The sequence below is a fragment of the Citrobacter sp. Cy070 genome, from assembly GCF_030332245.1.
GTDB classification, from domain to species: domain Bacteria; phylum Pseudomonadota; class Gammaproteobacteria; order Enterobacterales; family Enterobacteriaceae; genus Citrobacter; species Citrobacter youngae.
The window spans coordinates 1-14629 of the sequence record NZ_JAOWIG010000050.1 but is presented as its reverse complement, the minus strand read 5'-3'; the positions used below and the strand labels follow the sequence as shown (position 1 = coordinate 14629).

At 50.7% G+C, this 14629-nt stretch carries 14 protein-coding genes, 1 tRNA gene and 2 pseudogenes; 7 read left to right on the top strand and 10 right to left on the bottom strand.

All coding sequences use genetic code 11. The features are described 5' to 3' along the window. Positions 1 to 64: 64 nt before the first annotated feature. The 7 genes and pseudogenes from OGY19_RS06180 to aspA form a co-directional block, all read right to left on the bottom strand. Positions 65 to 169, bottom strand: a pseudogene (locus tag OGY19_RS06180) (acetyltransferase); the annotation flags it as partial. A gap of 138 nt (positions 170 to 307) precedes the next feature. Then, a tRNA-Phe gene (locus OGY19_RS06175) sits at positions 308 to 383 on the bottom strand. Positions 384 to 543: 160 nt separating this feature from the next. Further along, the gene (locus OGY19_RS06170; protein WP_101743244.1) at positions 544 to 1119 is read right to left on the bottom strand and encodes a transcriptional regulator; all 576 of its coding nucleotides are present in this window, start codon (positions 1117 to 1119) and stop codon (positions 544 to 546) included. A 36-nt stretch (positions 1120 to 1155) separates the two neighbouring features. Next, the gene (locus tag OGY19_RS06165) at positions 1156 to 2865 is read right to left on the bottom strand and encodes a protein-disulfide reductase DsbD (RefSeq protein ID WP_115601118.1); all 1710 of its coding nucleotides are present in this window, start codon (positions 2863 to 2865) and stop codon (positions 1156 to 1158) included. Beyond that, positions 2841 to 3188, bottom strand: coding sequence for a divalent cation tolerance protein CutA (cutA, locus tag OGY19_RS06160; protein ID WP_003025447.1), 348 nt, complete (start codon positions 3186 to 3188; stop codon positions 2841 to 2843). Before cutA ends, OGY19_RS06165 begins: the two co-directional genes overlap by 25 nt. A 125-nt stretch (positions 3189 to 3313) precedes the next feature. Beyond that, a complete protein-coding gene (dcuA, locus tag OGY19_RS06155; protein WP_003830670.1) occupies positions 3314 to 4615 on the bottom strand; it encodes an anaerobic C4-dicarboxylate transporter DcuA in 1302 nt (433 codons plus the stop codon). 115 nt (positions 4616 to 4730) lie between these two features. Further along, positions 4731 to 6167, bottom strand: coding sequence for an aspartate ammonia-lyase (aspA, locus tag OGY19_RS06150; protein WP_048212919.1), 1437 nt, complete (start codon positions 6165 to 6167; stop codon positions 4731 to 4733). A gap of 337 nt (positions 6168 to 6504) precedes the next feature. Here aspA and OGY19_RS06145 point away from each other — a divergent pair, with 337 nt between their 5' ends. Then, positions 6505 to 6984: an FxsA family protein gene (locus OGY19_RS06145; protein ID WP_048212918.1), complete on the top strand. Its 480-nt coding sequence runs from the start codon at positions 6505 to 6507 to the stop codon at positions 6982 to 6984. 40 nt (positions 6985 to 7024) lie between these two features. Here the strand turns inward: OGY19_RS06145 and yjeH are convergent, their stop codons facing one another. After that, positions 7025 to 8272, bottom strand: coding sequence for an L-methionine/branched-chain amino acid transporter (gene yjeH, locus OGY19_RS06140; RefSeq protein ID WP_048212917.1), 1248 nt, complete (start codon positions 8270 to 8272; stop codon positions 7025 to 7027). Between the two features lie 275 nt (positions 8273 to 8547). Between yjeH and OGY19_RS06135 the strand changes: the two genes are divergently transcribed. The 3 genes from OGY19_RS06135 (at position 8548) to OGY19_RS06125 (ending at position 11134) form a co-directional block, all read left to right on the top strand. Continuing rightward, positions 8548 to 8841 carry a co-chaperone GroES gene (locus OGY19_RS06135; RefSeq protein ID WP_005120976.1) on the top strand — a complete coding sequence of 98 codons (294 nt, stop codon included), beginning with the start codon at positions 8548 to 8550 and terminating at the stop codon, positions 8839 to 8841. Positions 8842 to 8884: 43 nt separating this feature from the next. After that, positions 8885 to 10528 (top strand): chaperonin GroEL, encoded by a 1644-nt coding sequence (gene groL / locus OGY19_RS06130; protein ID WP_003830576.1) that lies wholly within the window; start codon positions 8885 to 8887, stop codon positions 10526 to 10528. Between the two features lie 252 nt (positions 10529 to 10780). Further along, the gene (locus OGY19_RS06125; protein WP_003025468.1) at positions 10781 to 11134 is read left to right on the top strand and encodes a DUF4156 domain-containing protein; all 354 of its coding nucleotides are present in this window, start codon (positions 10781 to 10783) and stop codon (positions 11132 to 11134) included. A gap of 179 nt (positions 11135 to 11313) precedes the next feature. Here the strand turns inward: OGY19_RS06125 and yjeJ are convergent, their stop codons facing one another. Both yjeJ and epmB read right to left on the bottom strand, forming a co-directional pair. Continuing rightward, entirely contained in the window at positions 11314 to 12177 is an 864-nt protein-coding gene (gene yjeJ, locus OGY19_RS06120) for a YjeJ family protein (RefSeq protein WP_115601117.1), read from the bottom strand. Positions 12178 to 12360: 183 nt separating this feature from the next. Next, positions 12361 to 13389, bottom strand: coding sequence for an EF-P beta-lysylation protein EpmB (epmB, locus tag OGY19_RS06115; protein ID WP_061067087.1), 1029 nt, complete (start codon positions 13387 to 13389; stop codon positions 12361 to 12363). Positions 13390 to 13430: 41 nt separating this feature from the next. On the opposite strand from epmB, the gene efp reads away from it, so the two are divergent. From efp to OGY19_RS06100, 3 genes and pseudogenes are all read left to right on the top strand, one after another. Beyond that, positions 13431 to 13997, top strand: a complete 567-nt coding sequence (efp, locus tag OGY19_RS06110) for an elongation factor P (protein WP_003025478.1) — start codon at positions 13431 to 13433, stop codon at positions 13995 to 13997. A gap of 56 nt (positions 13998 to 14053) precedes the next feature. After that, a complete protein-coding gene (ecnA, locus tag OGY19_RS06105) occupies positions 14054 to 14188 on the top strand; it encodes a lipoprotein antitoxin entericidin A (protein WP_040232999.1) in 135 nt (44 codons plus the stop codon). Between the two features lie 154 nt (positions 14189 to 14342). Beyond that, positions 14343 to 14629, top strand: a pseudogene (locus tag OGY19_RS06100) (IS1-like element transposase); the annotation flags it as partial.

Genomic DNA, 14629 nt, shown 5'->3' with positions numbered 1-14629 from the left:
GTATTTCCGGATAACCAGGCTGTTGTAGGCCTGATAAGCGCAGCGCATCAGGCAATAAGTACGGCTACCCGTGTACGAGGCTGAGTAACGGGTACGGTCGTCCGAGATCGTCCACTTCCGTCCGTCCCGTCACGCTAAATCCCATCTTCTTATAGAATCCAGATGTCTGCTTGAACACGGGTACGGCTAATCGTTCGTGCGGATTTTGTGAGGGGGTGTGCTGTATGGATATTGAGGGATGAGCGATTGGAAAGTATCAGAACCACAAAAGCAAAAAACCAGCCCGTAGGCTGGTTCTTCTAAATAGTGGTGCCCGGACTCGGAATCGAACCAAGGACACGGGGATTTTCAATCCCCTGCTCTACCGACTGAGCTATCCGGGCAACGGGGCGCATTAAACCGTATTCACGTCGGTCAGTCAATTAAATTTCGGGGAAAACCGTTCAACCGCTTAATATTGCGGCAATCTACGCATTTGTGCCTGAAGATTGAACAAAATAGGGAGGTGCCCCAGTCTCGCGCTCTCCAATAAGCATTGTGCGCTTAGGTCAGCGCCCCACCCATACGACACTGAGCAAAACGCAGGATATCTTCGGCCAGACGATGTGCTGTTTCTACATCAGCATGGCTGCGATTAACCAGCATGCGACTCAGGCAGCCCTCCAGCACCAGTTCCATCTGTTTGGCGACCATTGCCGGGTCATCAACTTCCAGCGTCGTCAGCAGCTCATGGGTGAAGTCATGTGCAGCCTTTTTCTGTTGATCGGCCAACTGATGGACAGGATGGCCTGGATCGGGGTAAAACGTGCAGGCAGCGATGAACAGGCAGCCTGGATAGCGATTATTACTCACGCATTCGGACAGCGCGTTATAGCGTGCCAGTAGTTTCTGCTCAGCGCTCAGCGTGTCATCCAGCAAAAGCTGACGCCGCCAGATATCCACCCGTTGACTGAGGTAACGCAAGGCATCGTACAGAATGGCCTCTTTATCAGGCCAGAAGCGTTGCAGTTCATCAAGTGGATAATTGACATGCTCTGCCACCATTTCCAGTGTGGTATTGGCTATCCCTTGAACCTCAAGTAATTTCAGGGCTTCTCCCAGGACATCTTCACGTTGCACGGTATTCTCCTCCGTATTTCCTGTTGCAAGTGTCGCTCACGGTTGGCGATCGCGCAAATGTGCGCTGAAGGTCGCGGCATCCATAAAACCCGTTACCCGGGCCTCCGGATGCTCTTTTCCCTCGGCATCAAAGAACAAGATAGTCGGCAAACCTAAAACCTGTAGGTGTTTCAGCAGAGCGACATCCTGGGCATTGTTTGCTGTCACATCAGCTTGCAACAGCACCGTGTTGCCTAGCGCTTGCTGAACCTGCGGATTACTGAACGTGTACTTTTCAAATTCCTTACAGGCTACACACCAGTCGGCATACAGATCCAGCATGACTGGCCTGCCTTTAGCTTGCTCCAGCGCTTGATTTAACGCATCTACCGATGCCACCGGCGTGAAGTTAAGGTGTGCCTGGGTTTGAGTATGCGGCGCGCCGAACGCCCAGTCTTGCAGTGGACGCACGCATACCAGTGCTGCGGCTAACAGGACAATCTGCACGATACGCATCCAGGCGTGCTTTGCCTGCAGGCTGGTGATGAACGCCCAGCCAAAGAACGCGACGCCTAACAGTGACCATAAGCGAATGCCCCATTCGTCGCCAATAATGCGTTCGAGTAAAAAGACGGGAAGCGCAAGGATGACGAAACCAAAAGCGGTTTTGACATGTTCCATCCATGGGCCACTTTTAGGCAGCAGGCGGTTACCAAATACGGTAATCAGCATCAGGGGTAATCCCATCCCCAGTGCGTACAGATACAGCGTGCCGCCTCCCAGCCACATGTTCCCGCTCTGAGCGATATACAGCAAAATCGCGCTTAGCGGGGCTGTGGTGCAAGGGGAACAGATGAGGCCGGAAATCGCCCCCATCGCAAAGACGCTACCAGGAGAGCCGCCTTGCTGGCGGTTACTCATCAATGTGAGACGCGTCTGCAGCGATGAAGGGAGCTGCAGCGTGAACAGGCCAAACATCGACAGAGCCAGCAGCGTAAAGACAATGGCAAGCCCAATCAATACATAGGGATGCTGTAGCGCGGCCTGAAACTGTAGCCCGGCAGCCGCAACGACCAGACCCAGCGCGGTATAGGTGAGCGCCATTCCCTGTATGTAGATAAAGGTCAGCAGCAGAGCCCGCCCGGTTGATAAGCGTTGTTTACCGCCGAGTACGATCCCGGAAATCAGTGGATACATCGGCAATACACAGGGGGTAAAGGCAATGCCAATCCCGATCAGCAATGCCCACAGTGCGGAAAAGGGGAGTTGGGCGGCTGGCTGTGATTGTTTTTCCGGGGCGACTGTATCAGGCGTTGGTGTAGGCGTCGCATCTGTACGAGCCATGACTTCACTGAGTGGAACGGTTTTGGTTTCCGGCGGATAGCAAAATCCGGCATCGGCACAGCCCTGGTAAGTAACGGTCAGCGTTGCACCAGATGCGGCCTGATTGATCGTTACCGGAACGTTCAACTGCTTACGGTAAATTTCACTTTTGCCGTAAAACTCATCTTCATGCCAGACGCCTGGCGGTAGCTTTACCTCGGCAATATCAGCCTGAGACGGTGTAATGCTTATCTGTTTGCGGTACAGGTAGTAGCCGTCTTTTACCTGCCATGAGAAGTTCAGGTCATGTTGGTTTTGCTGAAAATCAAAAATAAATGCCCGGTCGGCAGGGACAAACTGCGAGCGGCCAGGCGAATCAAATAATCCGGCAAAAGTGGATGTGCTGCATAGCAGCAGGATCAGCGTAAGGATGCGTTGAGCCATGAGCGGTAATCAAAGTCTCCGTGAGTGACGGGTAAAACCAGAAGTTCAGGGGTTTGATATGGATGATGAGACTTCAGGCAATCGAGAAGCGCTTGCTGATGCGTGACGGTAGTTTTTAAAATCATCTGGACTTCATATTCCTGCTCCAGCTTACCCTCCCAATAATAGAGAGACGTTGCACCGGGCAGCAGCGTCACGCAGGCGGCCAGTTTTTCTGCCAGTACTTTTGCAGCCAGATCCTGGGCGGTTGCTTCATCCGGGGCGGTACAGAGCACCACAACGGTATCGGGGATGGAGATATCCTGACTCTTAACATCAAGCATAAACACCTCGAAAGAACAGAGTAACCAGCAAGAGAACGGTAACTATACAACGGACGAGGGAAGGATGTTAGTTAAAGCGAGGCGGGGAGGTACTGCGGGATGCCTAAGCACCCCGCAGGTAAAACTTACAGCATGAAGCTACCCAGCAAGAAGCCGAAGCAGACAGCCAGAACCACACCCAGAGTACCCGGGATGAAGAACGGATGGTTAAAGACGAATTTACCGATACGGGTAGTACCGGTGTCATCCATCTGAACCGCCGCAACCAGAGTTGGGTAGGTAGGCAGAATGAACAGGCCAGAAACTGCAGCGAAAGACGCTACAGCGGTCAGTGGAGAAACGTTCAGTGCCAGAGCCATCGGCATCAGTGCTTTAGCCGTTGCAGCCTGAGAATACAGCAGAGCAGAAGCAAAGAAGAAGATGACAGCCAGCAGCCACGGATGACCCTGAATTACGCTACCTGCAGTATCTTTGATCCAGTCAATGTTGTGAGATACGAAGGTATCACCCAGCCATGCAACACCCAGGATACAAATACAGGCGCTCATACCGGCTTTGAAGGTGCTGGAGTTCAGGATGGAGTCAGTTTCAACGCGGCAGATGATTGTCGTCAGCGTCGCGATGCTCAACATGATGATCAGAATGGCATTGGTGGTGTTCATCAGCGGTTTAGCGACCAGGCCAAGGCTTGGGCTGTTGACGATGGCGTAAACGACAACACAAACTACGCCCAGCAGGAACAACCAAACGGAGGTTTTCGCGCCAGCTTTGATTTCAACTTGTCTTTCACCGCGCAGTTCAACCAGACCTTCTTCCAGACGCTTACGATAAATCGGGTCGTCAGACAGTTTGGAGTTGAACAGTGCGGTGACCAGGAAGGACATCACCAGAACGGCCAGCAGGGTAGACGGAATGACCACTGACAGCAGGTGAATGTAGCTGATACCATGACCTTCCATGACGGAAGACATGTAAACCACGGCCGCTGAGATAGGTGATGCGGTAATCGCAATCTGTGCAGAAACCACTGCGGTAGAGAGCGGACGGCAAGGTTTGATCCCTTGCTCCTTCGCGACTTCAGCGATAACTGGCAGCGTTGCCAGAGAGATGTTGCCGGTACCGGCAAAGATAGTCAGGAAATAGGTCACGATCGGTGCAAGGATTGTGATGTATTTCGGGTTCTTACGCAGCAGTTTTTCAGTTTGATGGACCAGATAGTCCAGACCACCGGCAATCTGCATGGCGGAGATAGCAGCGATAACCGCCATGATAATGGAAATAACATCGAACGGAATATTACCCGGTTTTACGCCAATAGCGGCGAGAACCAGAACACCCAGCCCACCTGCAAATCCAATACCGATACCCCCAAGTCTGGCACCCAAAAAGATTGCCAGCAAAACGATGATAAGTTCTAAAACTATCATATTAGCCTTCCTTGTTGTTTAACAAGTTGATATTAAATTGTTGTTTTTAAGTAACTTGGTGCAAGAAAAAAGGCACGTCATCATGACGTGCCCTCTCTGGTACTACCCTACACGATTACTGTTCGCTTTCATCAGTATAACGTTTTGCTTTATAAGCCGGGTGCATCAGGTTCTGTGCAGAGAAGATATCGTCCAGTTCTGCCTCGGTCAACAGACCGCGCTCCAGGACAACTTCACGCACGCTCTTACCGGTTTCGGCACAAATTTTACCGACGATATCGCCGTTGTGGTGACCGATGAACGGGTTGAGGTAGGTGACGATACCGATGGAGTTATAAACGAATGCTTCACACACTTCTTTGTTAGCAGTGATGCCGCTAACGCATTTTTCCAGCAGGTTGTAGCAAGCATTGCTCAGAATGTGGATAGATTCGAACATTGCCTGGCCGATAACAGGTTCCATTACGTTCAGCTGCAGCTGACCTGCTTCAGATGCCATGGTAACAGTGACGTCGTTACCGATGACTTTAAAGCACACCTGGTTTACAACTTCTGGAACAACCGGGTTCACTTTTGCTGGCATGATGGAAGAGCCCGCCTGCAGTTCCGGCAGGTTGATCTCATTCAGGCCGGCACGTGGGCCAGAGGAGAGCAAACGCAGGTCGTTACAGATTTTGGACATTTTCACAGCCAGACGTTTCAGTGCACCGTGCACCATAACGTATGCGCCACAGTCGGAGGTGGCTTCAATCAGGTCTTCTGCAGGAACGCAGGCGAAACCGGTCACTTCAGCCAGTTTTTGCACTGCCAGCGGAGAGTACTCTTTCGGTGTGTTCAGACCCGTACCGATTGCAGTTGCGCCGAGGTTAACCTCCAACAGCAGCTCAGCGGTACGGCCAATGTTTTTCACTTCTTCTTTCAACAGTACGCTGAAAGCACGGAATTCCTGACCGAGGGTCATCGGTACAGCATCCTGCAGTTGGGTACGACCCATTTTCAGGATGTCCTGGAATTCAACAGCTTTTTGCTCGAAGCCTTCACGCAGCTGGTTCAGAGCATCAATCAGTTTGATGATGGATGCGTAAACAGCGATACGGAAACCGGTCGGGTAAGCGTCGTTGGTAGACTGACATTTGTTGACGTGGTCGTTCGGGTTCAGGTACTGATATTCACCTTTCTGGTGACCCATCAGTTCCAGACCGATATTGGCCAGCACTTCGTTGGTGTTCATGTTGACGGAGGTACCCGCACCACCCTGGTAAACATCTACCGGGAACTGATCCATGCATTTTCCGTTATTCAGGACTTCATCACACGCCGCGATGATGGCATTTGCCACGCTCTTAGGAATAGTTTGCAGCTCTTTGTTGGCCAGTGCCGCTGCCTTTTTAACCATTACCATGCCGCGAACAAATTCAGGAATGTCACTGATTTTGTTGTTGCTAATGTAGAAGTTTTCAATCGCTCTCAGAGTGTGGACACCATAGTAAGCGTCCGCTGGAACTTCCCTGGTACCCAACAAGTCTTCTTCGATACGAATGTTGTTTAACATGTGAACCTTCTTTTTCAAGCTGCCAATGATTTGACTAAACACACAGGATATATGTGATTTCGATTGTTTCTCGACCGACGATTATCCCCTGCATCGGTCTGATACCCGAGATCATATGCTGGTTCAGGATTTCTACCGTAATCTGGATCACTTAAAGCGTGGAATTTACCCCTTATTTATTATTCTGTGAAATAGATCACCCCTTTAGGATTAACACCAAATATTAGTGTACAAGCAGCTTGAAATTTTGCTAATCACCCCAATATTAGAGTGATGCAAGTCACACAATTTTCGAGCAGTTGTTGGTGAAAACGACTGTTTTCAACAGGAGAGCCCTTTGCGCTGGATACCATTACTTGCCATTTTTCTCTACGTTTACATAGAGATATCTATTTTTATCCAGGTTGCCCATGTGCTGGGTGTCCTGATGACCCTGATTTTGGTTATTTTTACCTCGGTTATCGGTATGTCTCTGGTTCGTAACCAGGGGTTTAAGAACTTTTTACTGATGCAACAGAAAATGGCGGCAGGTGAAAGTCCGGCTGCAGAAATGATCAAAAGCGTATCGCTGATTATCGCTGGCCTGCTGTTGGTGCTACCTGGTTTTTTCACCGATTTCCTCGGTCTTCTTCTTTTATTACCCCCGGTGCAAAAACATCTGACGATGAAACTGCTGCCACATTTGCGTTTTTCGCGTATGCCAGGCGGTGGTTTTAGCGCCGGAACCGGTGGCGGTGAGACTTTTGATGGTGAATTTCAGCGCAAGGACGATGAGCGCAACCGTCTTGATCATAAAGACGACGATCGTCGCGACTGACCCTGCAGGCCCGGTAAGTGCTACCGGGCTTTCTTATTGCTTATTTGGCCTCAGCCATTTTCCGGCTCGGTAAAAACAGCCACAGCCCTGCCAGCATAATCAGCGCATACAGGCTCTTCCAGCCTACCATCGCCAACAGCAGCAGACACAGCAGACCGCCAATAACCGCCAGCGCGCGGTATTGTCCTTTCAGTAATCGACATCCCGCCAGCATGCACAGCAGATAAATCATAATAAAGATGCCGTTAGCGTAGATGATTAACGCGTCGAGATTGATTTGCAGCATATAGATGCACAATGTACTGACGACGCAGCAGCCCAATACGGCGTTTAGCGCATTGCCCGGAAGATGGCGAGGGGATAGACGAGCCAGACAGCTCTCAGGTTTATATTGTGCTTGCGACCACACCAGACGGGCGAAACTTTGGATATAAATGTTCAGGCTGGCAAAGCAGGCCAGATAACCAATGATGCAGGCAACCCACAGGGCGTGAACGCCAAACAGTTGAACGACGATTTCAGGCAGCGATGCCGCCGCCGCCATCTGCTCTCCGTACGCACCAAAATGAAGTACAACGACGGTACATGCCCAGTACACGGAACCGGCCAGTAGCAGACCTATCATCAGCGCGCGTGGGAAATCCCGCTCCGGATTTTTGAATTCAGAGGCCAGGTGTGCGAACGCTTCAAGGCCAACAAAGCACCAGAACATCACCGACAGCGCGGCAAAAAGCCCGGGAAACTCAATTTTGTCGATGGCAGGAAAGGGGATCTCACTCGGTTTCAACTCGCCAGCCCACCAGATGGCGACAATCAGCGCGACGATCAGTCCGGCAATCACCGTTTGCAGGTTTGCGCTGGAGCTGGCACCCCGCGAACCGATGTACCAGACCAATACCAGCGTGCCGAGCTCTGCTAACAGAAGCTGCCAACCATGCCAGCCAAACATTGCCTGGCCGAATCCGGCGGCAATGTGCAACGCCGCAGGTAACCCCACTGGAATTACCGATAAAAAAAGCCACCCGGTAACGCGCTCAAGCCGTGAGCCAAAGGCCATGCCGACAAAATGCGCCACGCCGCCTGCGCTGGGAAAATGGCGACCGAGTACGGCAAAGACAATCGCCACCGGAAAGACTAAAACGATCAGCACCGGCCATGCCCACAGGCTGTTGTTGCCAGCAACCAGCGCGGCAAGTGCGGGGACGGCGAAAACGCCTGTACCTAACAATGATGTCGACAACAGGCCAACGCCTTGAGCCAGTCCCAGCTCTTGTTTTAATCCGCTCATAAGTTGTTATCCGGTTATGCCCATGTACCGGGCTACAGCGCAGATTTTCGATGGTATCACAATCGGATTTGCTTATGACGACGTAGCTGAAATCGTTATGAAATGTGAGGCGTGTCGGTGTTTTGACGGGATTTTCTGCTGATAAAAATTTTTTTTCGCTTGCCCCCTTGAAGGCACAAAAGCCCATCCCCATCTCTCTGGTCACTAGCCGGGATACCGTTTACGGGCCGGCGTCACCCATAACTGATAAAGACTTTCTCAAAGGAGAGCTATCAATGAGTATTCGTCCGTTACATGATCGTGTGATCGTCAAACGTAAAGAAGTTGAATCCAAATCTGCTGGTGGCATCGTACTGACCGGTTCCGCTGCAGGTAAATCAACTCGTGGCGAAATCATCGCTGTCGGTAAGGGTCGCATCCTGGACAACGGTTCTGTACAGCCGCTGGACGTGAAAGTCGGCGATATCGTCATTTTCAACGATGGCTACGGTGTTAAATCTGAGAAGATCGACAATGAAGAAGTGTTGATCATGTCCGAAAGCGACATCCTGGCAATCGTTGAAGCCTAATCCGCGAACGACACTGAACATACGAATTTAAGGGAAAGAGAAAATGGCAGCTAAAGACGTAAAATTCGGTAACGACGCTCGTGTGAAAATGCTGCGCGGCGTGAATGTACTGGCAGATGCAGTGAAAGTTACCCTCGGTCCAAAAGGCCGTAACGTAGTTCTGGATAAATCTTTCGGTGCACCGACCATCACTAAAGATGGTGTTTCCGTAGCACGTGAAATCGAACTGGAAGACAAGTTCGAAAACATGGGTGCGCAGATGGTGAAAGAAGTTGCCTCTAAAGCGAACGACGCTGCAGGCGACGGTACCACCACCGCAACCGTACTGGCTCAGTCCATCATCACTGAAGGCCTGAAAGCTGTTGCTGCGGGCATGAACCCGATGGATCTGAAACGTGGTATCGACAAAGCTGTCGCTGCTGCCGTTGAAGAACTGAAAGCACTGTCCGTACCGTGCTCCGACTCTAAAGCTATTGCTCAGGTTGGTACCATCTCCGCTAACTCCGACGAAACTGTAGGTAAACTGATCGCTGAAGCGATGGACAAAGTCGGTAAAGAAGGCGTGATCACCGTTGAAGATGGTACCGGTCTGCAGGACGAACTGGACGTAGTTGAAGGTATGCAGTTCGACCGTGGCTACCTGTCTCCTTACTTCATCAATAAGCCGGAAACTGGCGCAGTAGAACTGGAAAGCCCGTTCATCCTGCTGGCTGATAAGAAAATCTCCAACATCCGCGAAATGCTGCCGGTTCTGGAAGCCGTTGCGAAAGCAGGCAAACCGCTGCTGATCATCGCTGAAGATGTTGAAGGCGAGGCGCTGGCAACTCTGGTTGTTAACACCATGCGCGGTATCGTGAAAGTGGCTGCGGTTAAAGCACCTGGTTTCGGCGACCGTCGTAAAGCGATGCTGCAGGATATCGCTACCCTGACCGGTGGTACCGTTATCTCTGAAGAGATCGGTATGGAGCTGGAAAAAGCAACTCTGGAAGATCTGGGTCAGGCTAAACGCGTTGTTATCAACAAAGACACCACCACCATCATCGATGGCGTGGGTGACGAAGCTGCAATCCAGGGTCGCGTGACTCAGATTCGTCAGCAGATCGAAGAAGCAACTTCAGACTACGACCGTGAAAAATTGCAGGAGCGCGTAGCGAAACTGGCAGGCGGCGTTGCAGTTATCAAAGTAGGTGCTGCGACTGAAGTTGAAATGAAAGAGAAGAAAGCTCGCGTTGAAGATGCCCTGCACGCGACCCGTGCTGCGGTAGAAGAAGGCGTGGTTGCTGGTGGTGGTGTTGCGCTGATCCGTGTAGCAAGCAAAATTGCCGGCCTGAAAGGCCAGAACGAAGACCAGAACGTGGGTATCAAAGTTGCGCTGCGCGCAATGGAATCCCCGCTGCGTCAAATCGTGCTGAACTGCGGCGAAGAGCCGTCTGTAGTGGCTAACACCGTGAAAGCGGGTGACGGTAACTACGGTTACAACGCTGCAACTGAAGAATACGGCAACATGATCGACATGGGTATCCTGGATCCAACCAAAGTAACTCGTTCTGCTCTGCAGTACGCGGCTTCTGTTGCGGGTCTGATGATCACCACCGAGTGCATGGTTACCGACCTGCCGAAAGGCGATGCGCCTGACTTAGGTGCTGCCGGTATGGGCGGCATGGGTGGAATGGGCGGCATGATGTAATTGCCCACACCCTGCATCCTTCAGGCTGCAGATGCGTTGGCTGCGTTTGCTAACCCCAGTCACTTACTTGAGTAAGCTCCTGGGGATTAACAAACTGACCGCCTTCCTGCAACCAGAATGATTTGGGTGCTCATCTCCCAGAATTGAGAAACCCCCGGGCAGAAATGTCCGGGGGTTTTTCTTTTGGTCATCTTTTTAGTATATGATTCAGCTACGGACATAACGTCCAACTAATTGATTATGGGGAATGACATGCACGTGAAATATTTAGCAGGGATCGTTGGTGCCGCGCTACTGATGGCGGGTTGTAGCTCCAGCAACGAACTGAGTTCAGCCGGGCAAAGCGTACGCTTTGTCGAAGACAAGCCTGGCGCAGAGTGCCAACTGATAGGCACGGCAACCGGTAAGCAAAGCAACTGGCTTTCTGGCCAGCACGGCGAAGAGGGCGGCTCAATGCGTGGCGCAGCAAACGATCTGCGTAACCAGGCTGCGGCAATGGGCGGTAACGTGATTTATGGCGTCAGCAGCCCATCGCAGGGAATGCTCTCCAGCTTTGTTCCTACCGCCAGTGAGATGATTGGGCAGGTTTATAAGTGCCCTAACTGATTACACTTCATCCTTCAACCAGCCTCTTTGTTGGCTGCGCTGTGAAACCCCAGTCACATAGTTATCTATGCTCCTGGGGATTTTCTTCGCTTGCCGCCGCGATGCAGATTGAATTATTTTGTGTAATAAAGTGGCCTGGACAGGCTCATGCAATCGTAGGCCTGATAAGCGCAGCGCCATCAGGCATTCTGAGTCTTATGCGCAGACTGAACGCGTAAATGATGCAGCGCGCGCAGGCACTGATCCTGATTGAGCTTTTGCGTCTTATCACCCGTCAACGTTCTGACAAACACCTGGCACGGTACACCGGCAAGTTTTTTCAGCCGTGGGCTGAAATCGAGCAGACGGCGAGTAATGGCTTCGGCCTCTTTGCTGCCGGAAAGAGCGCGAGTTTTTACTACCGAACCACAGTACTGGGCTTTTCCTTTATCATCCGTATAGCGGTAAATAATCGCCAGATAATGATTAAACAGGTTATGTTTCCATTCGGGTTGTGTATAAAAATCGTATTCCAGATTGTCGTTTTGCTGGCAATCCACATCGTACAGCGGCAGAAAATCCAGCAGCGATGTAATTCGTAGCGCTAAATCCCGCATGCCAGCATTATTTATTGCATGAATAATTGCATGCGCCAACACCTGAATCTGTAATTCATTAATCAGTAATTCATCTGTTTTCCCGTCATGCAGCGTCAGAGAAAATGCTAAGTTCTCCCCTTTATCATCCACTAACGTCAGTGAATTTATGCGACGGTTAATATCCGCATTCTTTAACTCATCCTCCTGAATTAAAGGAATATTTTCGTGCATCTTTTTGCTGGCTTTCTCGCATTCTTTCTCATATTGCACACGCTCGTCTTCGCTTAGTTGATGTTTGGCGTATAGCTTGCTTTCCAGAGCAATAAACAAGTCTCTTAGCCCAAGCGGAGAAAGAAAAAACAGCGACTCTTTATTTCTTGGTTCTTTTATCTTTAATGCCAAAGCAATAAATTCATTCTTCTGACGAATAACGCCGGTATTAATACCTTTAATACTGATAGCCATCAAAGGTTCTCCTTAACCATATATTTATTGATGTTCTGCATTTGAAACTATTGATAAAATTTACGAATGAATGATTTTACAGCGCCAATTAAAATAGCACAGATTAAAAGTGTGGCTCCACTTGTTGGAATTTAAATGATAAGTAATCGTGTCGAGTGTCCGAAATCGGACACTCAATAATGACTATTGTTGGCGTAACTGCAAATCCAACGGCGTTTTACTTGGCTCACCGCCAATTTCGCGCGCCAGTTTTGGGACCATATAGCCTGAAATCAGCGTCAGCAGCTCTCGCATGATTTTCCGTGCCTCATCGTCACTCACCATAAAGTGAGCGGCTCCCTGCACTTTATCCAGTACATGCAGGTAATAGGGCATTACGCCCGCATCAAACAGTGCATTGCTCAGGTTTGCCAGCGTTTGTGCGTTGTCGTTCACGCCACGCAGCAGGACGCTTTGGTTAAGCAATGTGACACCCACTTTACGCAAGCTGGCCATTGCCTGACGAAATGTCTCATCAATTTCGTTCGCGTGATTAATGTGATTGACCAGCAGAATCTGCAGGGAAGAGTGTGCAAAACGCTCGACCAGTCCTTCAGTAATACGCGCCGGGATAACAATCGGCAAACGGCTGTGAATTCGCAGACGCTTAATATGCGGGATGGTTTCCAGTTGCGTGAGCAACCAGTCCAGTTCATGGTCTTTGGCCATTAACGGATCGCCACCGGAGAAGATAATCTCATCCAGCTCAGGATGTGCGCTAATGTAGTCCAGGGCGACCTGCCAGTTGCGCTTATTGCCCTGGTTTTCAGCATACGGGAAGTGTCGGCGGAAGCAATAGCGACAATTTACCGCACAACCGCCTTTAACCAACAGCAGCGCCCGGTTGCGATATTTATGCAGCAGACCGGGAACCACGCTGTGCTGTTCTTCCAGTGGATCGGTCGAGTAGCCTGGTGCGGAAACGAACTCTTCCTGAGAAGTAAGTACCTGACGCAAAAGCGGATCGTCTGGATTGCCTTTTTCCATGCGGGCAATAAACGCACGCGGAACGCGCAGGGCGAAAAGCCGTCTCGCATCGCGTCCGGCCAACAGTTTTTCATCTGCGTCTATATTCAAAAGATGCAGAAGTTCATCAGGATCGGTCACAACATCGGCAAGTTGCGATAACCAATCTTCTCTGGATGGGGTATTTAGGGTTACAATATGCGCCATTTTGTGGCTTAGCTACCAGTTAACAATTTTCAGAGGGCCTTATGGCAACGTACTATAGCAACGATTTTCGTGCTGGTCTTAAAATCATGTTGGACGGCGAACCTTATGCGGTTGAAGCCAGCGAATTCGTTAAACCAGGTAAAGGCCAGGCATTTGCGCGCGTTAAGCTGCGTCGCCTGCTGACCGGTACTCGCGTAGAGAAAACCTTCAAGTCTACCGACTCCGCTGAAGGCGCAGACGTAGCTGACATGAACCTGACTTTCCTGTATAGCGACGGTGAGTTCTGGCACTTTATGAATAACACCACTTTCGAACAGCTGGCTGCTGACGAGAAAGCGGTAGGCGATAACGCTAAATGGCTGCTGGACCAGGCTGAATGCATCGTGACCCTGTGGAACGGTCAGCCGATCTCCGTAACTCCGCCGAACTTCGTTGAGCTGGAAGTTGTTGAAACCGACCCAGGTCTGAAAGGCGATACCGCTGGTACTGGCGGCAAACCGGCTACCCTGTCTACCGGCGCAGTCGTTAAAGTTCCGCTGTTCGTACAGATCGGCGAAGTGATCAAAGTGGATACCCGCTCCGGCGAATACGTTTCTCGCGTAAAATAAGTCTTCCATTTGATCTTATGGCGCAGATTGCTGCGCCATACTTTTCCAGGGCAGGAATGATGAAACGTCTTCTCGGTCTTGTAATGCTTATCCTTTTCACCAGCACCCTCCTGGCGGGCTGTAATACGGCGCGCGGCTTCGGTGAAGATATCAAACATCTCGGTAATTCAATTTCTCACGCTGCCAGCTAGTCCCCTCATGTTGTCTTAAAAACGGTCGTTTATCCGTCACCCCCCCGGATCTTGTCTATTATTAAGTAGCTATACACAAACAATATTGGCTAAAAAAGGGGTGATGCTGCCAACTTACTGATTTAGTGTATGATGGTGTTTTTGAGGTGCTCCAGTGGCTTCTGTTTCTATCAGCTGTCCCTCCTGTTCAGCTACTGACGGGGTGGTGCGTAACGGCAAAAGCACCGCCGGACATCAGCGCTATCTCTGCTCTCACTGCCGTAAAACATGGCAACTGCAGTTCACTTACACCGCTTCTCAACCCGGTACGCACCAGAAAATCATTGATATGGCCANGAATGGCGTTGGATGCCGGGCAACTGCCCGCATTATGGGCGTTGGCCTCAACACGATTTTACGTCACTTAAAAAACTCAGGCCGCAGTCGGTAACCTCGCGCATA

Bases quoted from the DNA above. Each gene is read 5' to 3' on its own strand.
- OGY19_RS06165 (WP_115601118.1), bottom strand. From the start codon at position 2,865: ATGGCTCAACGCATCCTTACGCTGATCCTGCTGCTATGCAGCACATCC.
- cutA (WP_003025447.1), bottom strand. From the start codon at position 3,188: ATGCTTGATGTTAAGAGTCAGGATATCTCCATCCCCGATACCGTTGTG.
- dcuA (WP_003830670.1), bottom strand. From the start codon at position 4,615: ATGATAGTTTTAGAACTTATCATCGTTTTGCTGGCAATCTTTTTGGGT.
- aspA (WP_048212919.1), bottom strand. From the start codon at position 6,167: ATGTTAAACAACATTCGTATCGAAGAAGACTTGTTGGGTACCAGGGAA.
- yjeH (WP_048212917.1), bottom strand. From the start codon at position 8,272: ATGAGCGGATTAAAACAAGAGCTGGGACTGGCTCAAGGCGTTGGCCTG.
- OGY19_RS06135 (WP_005120976.1), top strand. From the start codon at position 8,548: ATGAGTATTCGTCCGTTACATGATCGTGTGATCGTCAAACGTAAAGAA.
- groL (WP_003830576.1), top strand. From the start codon at position 8,885: ATGGCAGCTAAAGACGTAAAATTCGGTAACGACGCTCGTGTGAAAATG.
- OGY19_RS06125 (WP_003025468.1), top strand. From the start codon at position 10,781: ATGCACGTGAAATATTTAGCAGGGATCGTTGGTGCCGCGCTACTGATG.
- yjeJ (WP_115601117.1), bottom strand. From the start codon at position 12,177: ATGGCTATCAGTATTAAAGGTATTAATACCGGCGTTATTCGTCAGAAG.
- epmB (WP_061067087.1), bottom strand. From the start codon at position 13,389: ATGGCGCATATTGTAACCCTAAATACCCCATCCAGAGAAGATTGGTTA.
- efp (WP_003025478.1), top strand. From the start codon at position 13,431: ATGGCAACGTACTATAGCAACGATTTTCGTGCTGGTCTTAAAATCATG.
- ecnA (WP_040232999.1), top strand. From the start codon at position 14,054: ATGATGAAACGTCTTCTCGGTCTTGTAATGCTTATCCTTTTCACCAGC.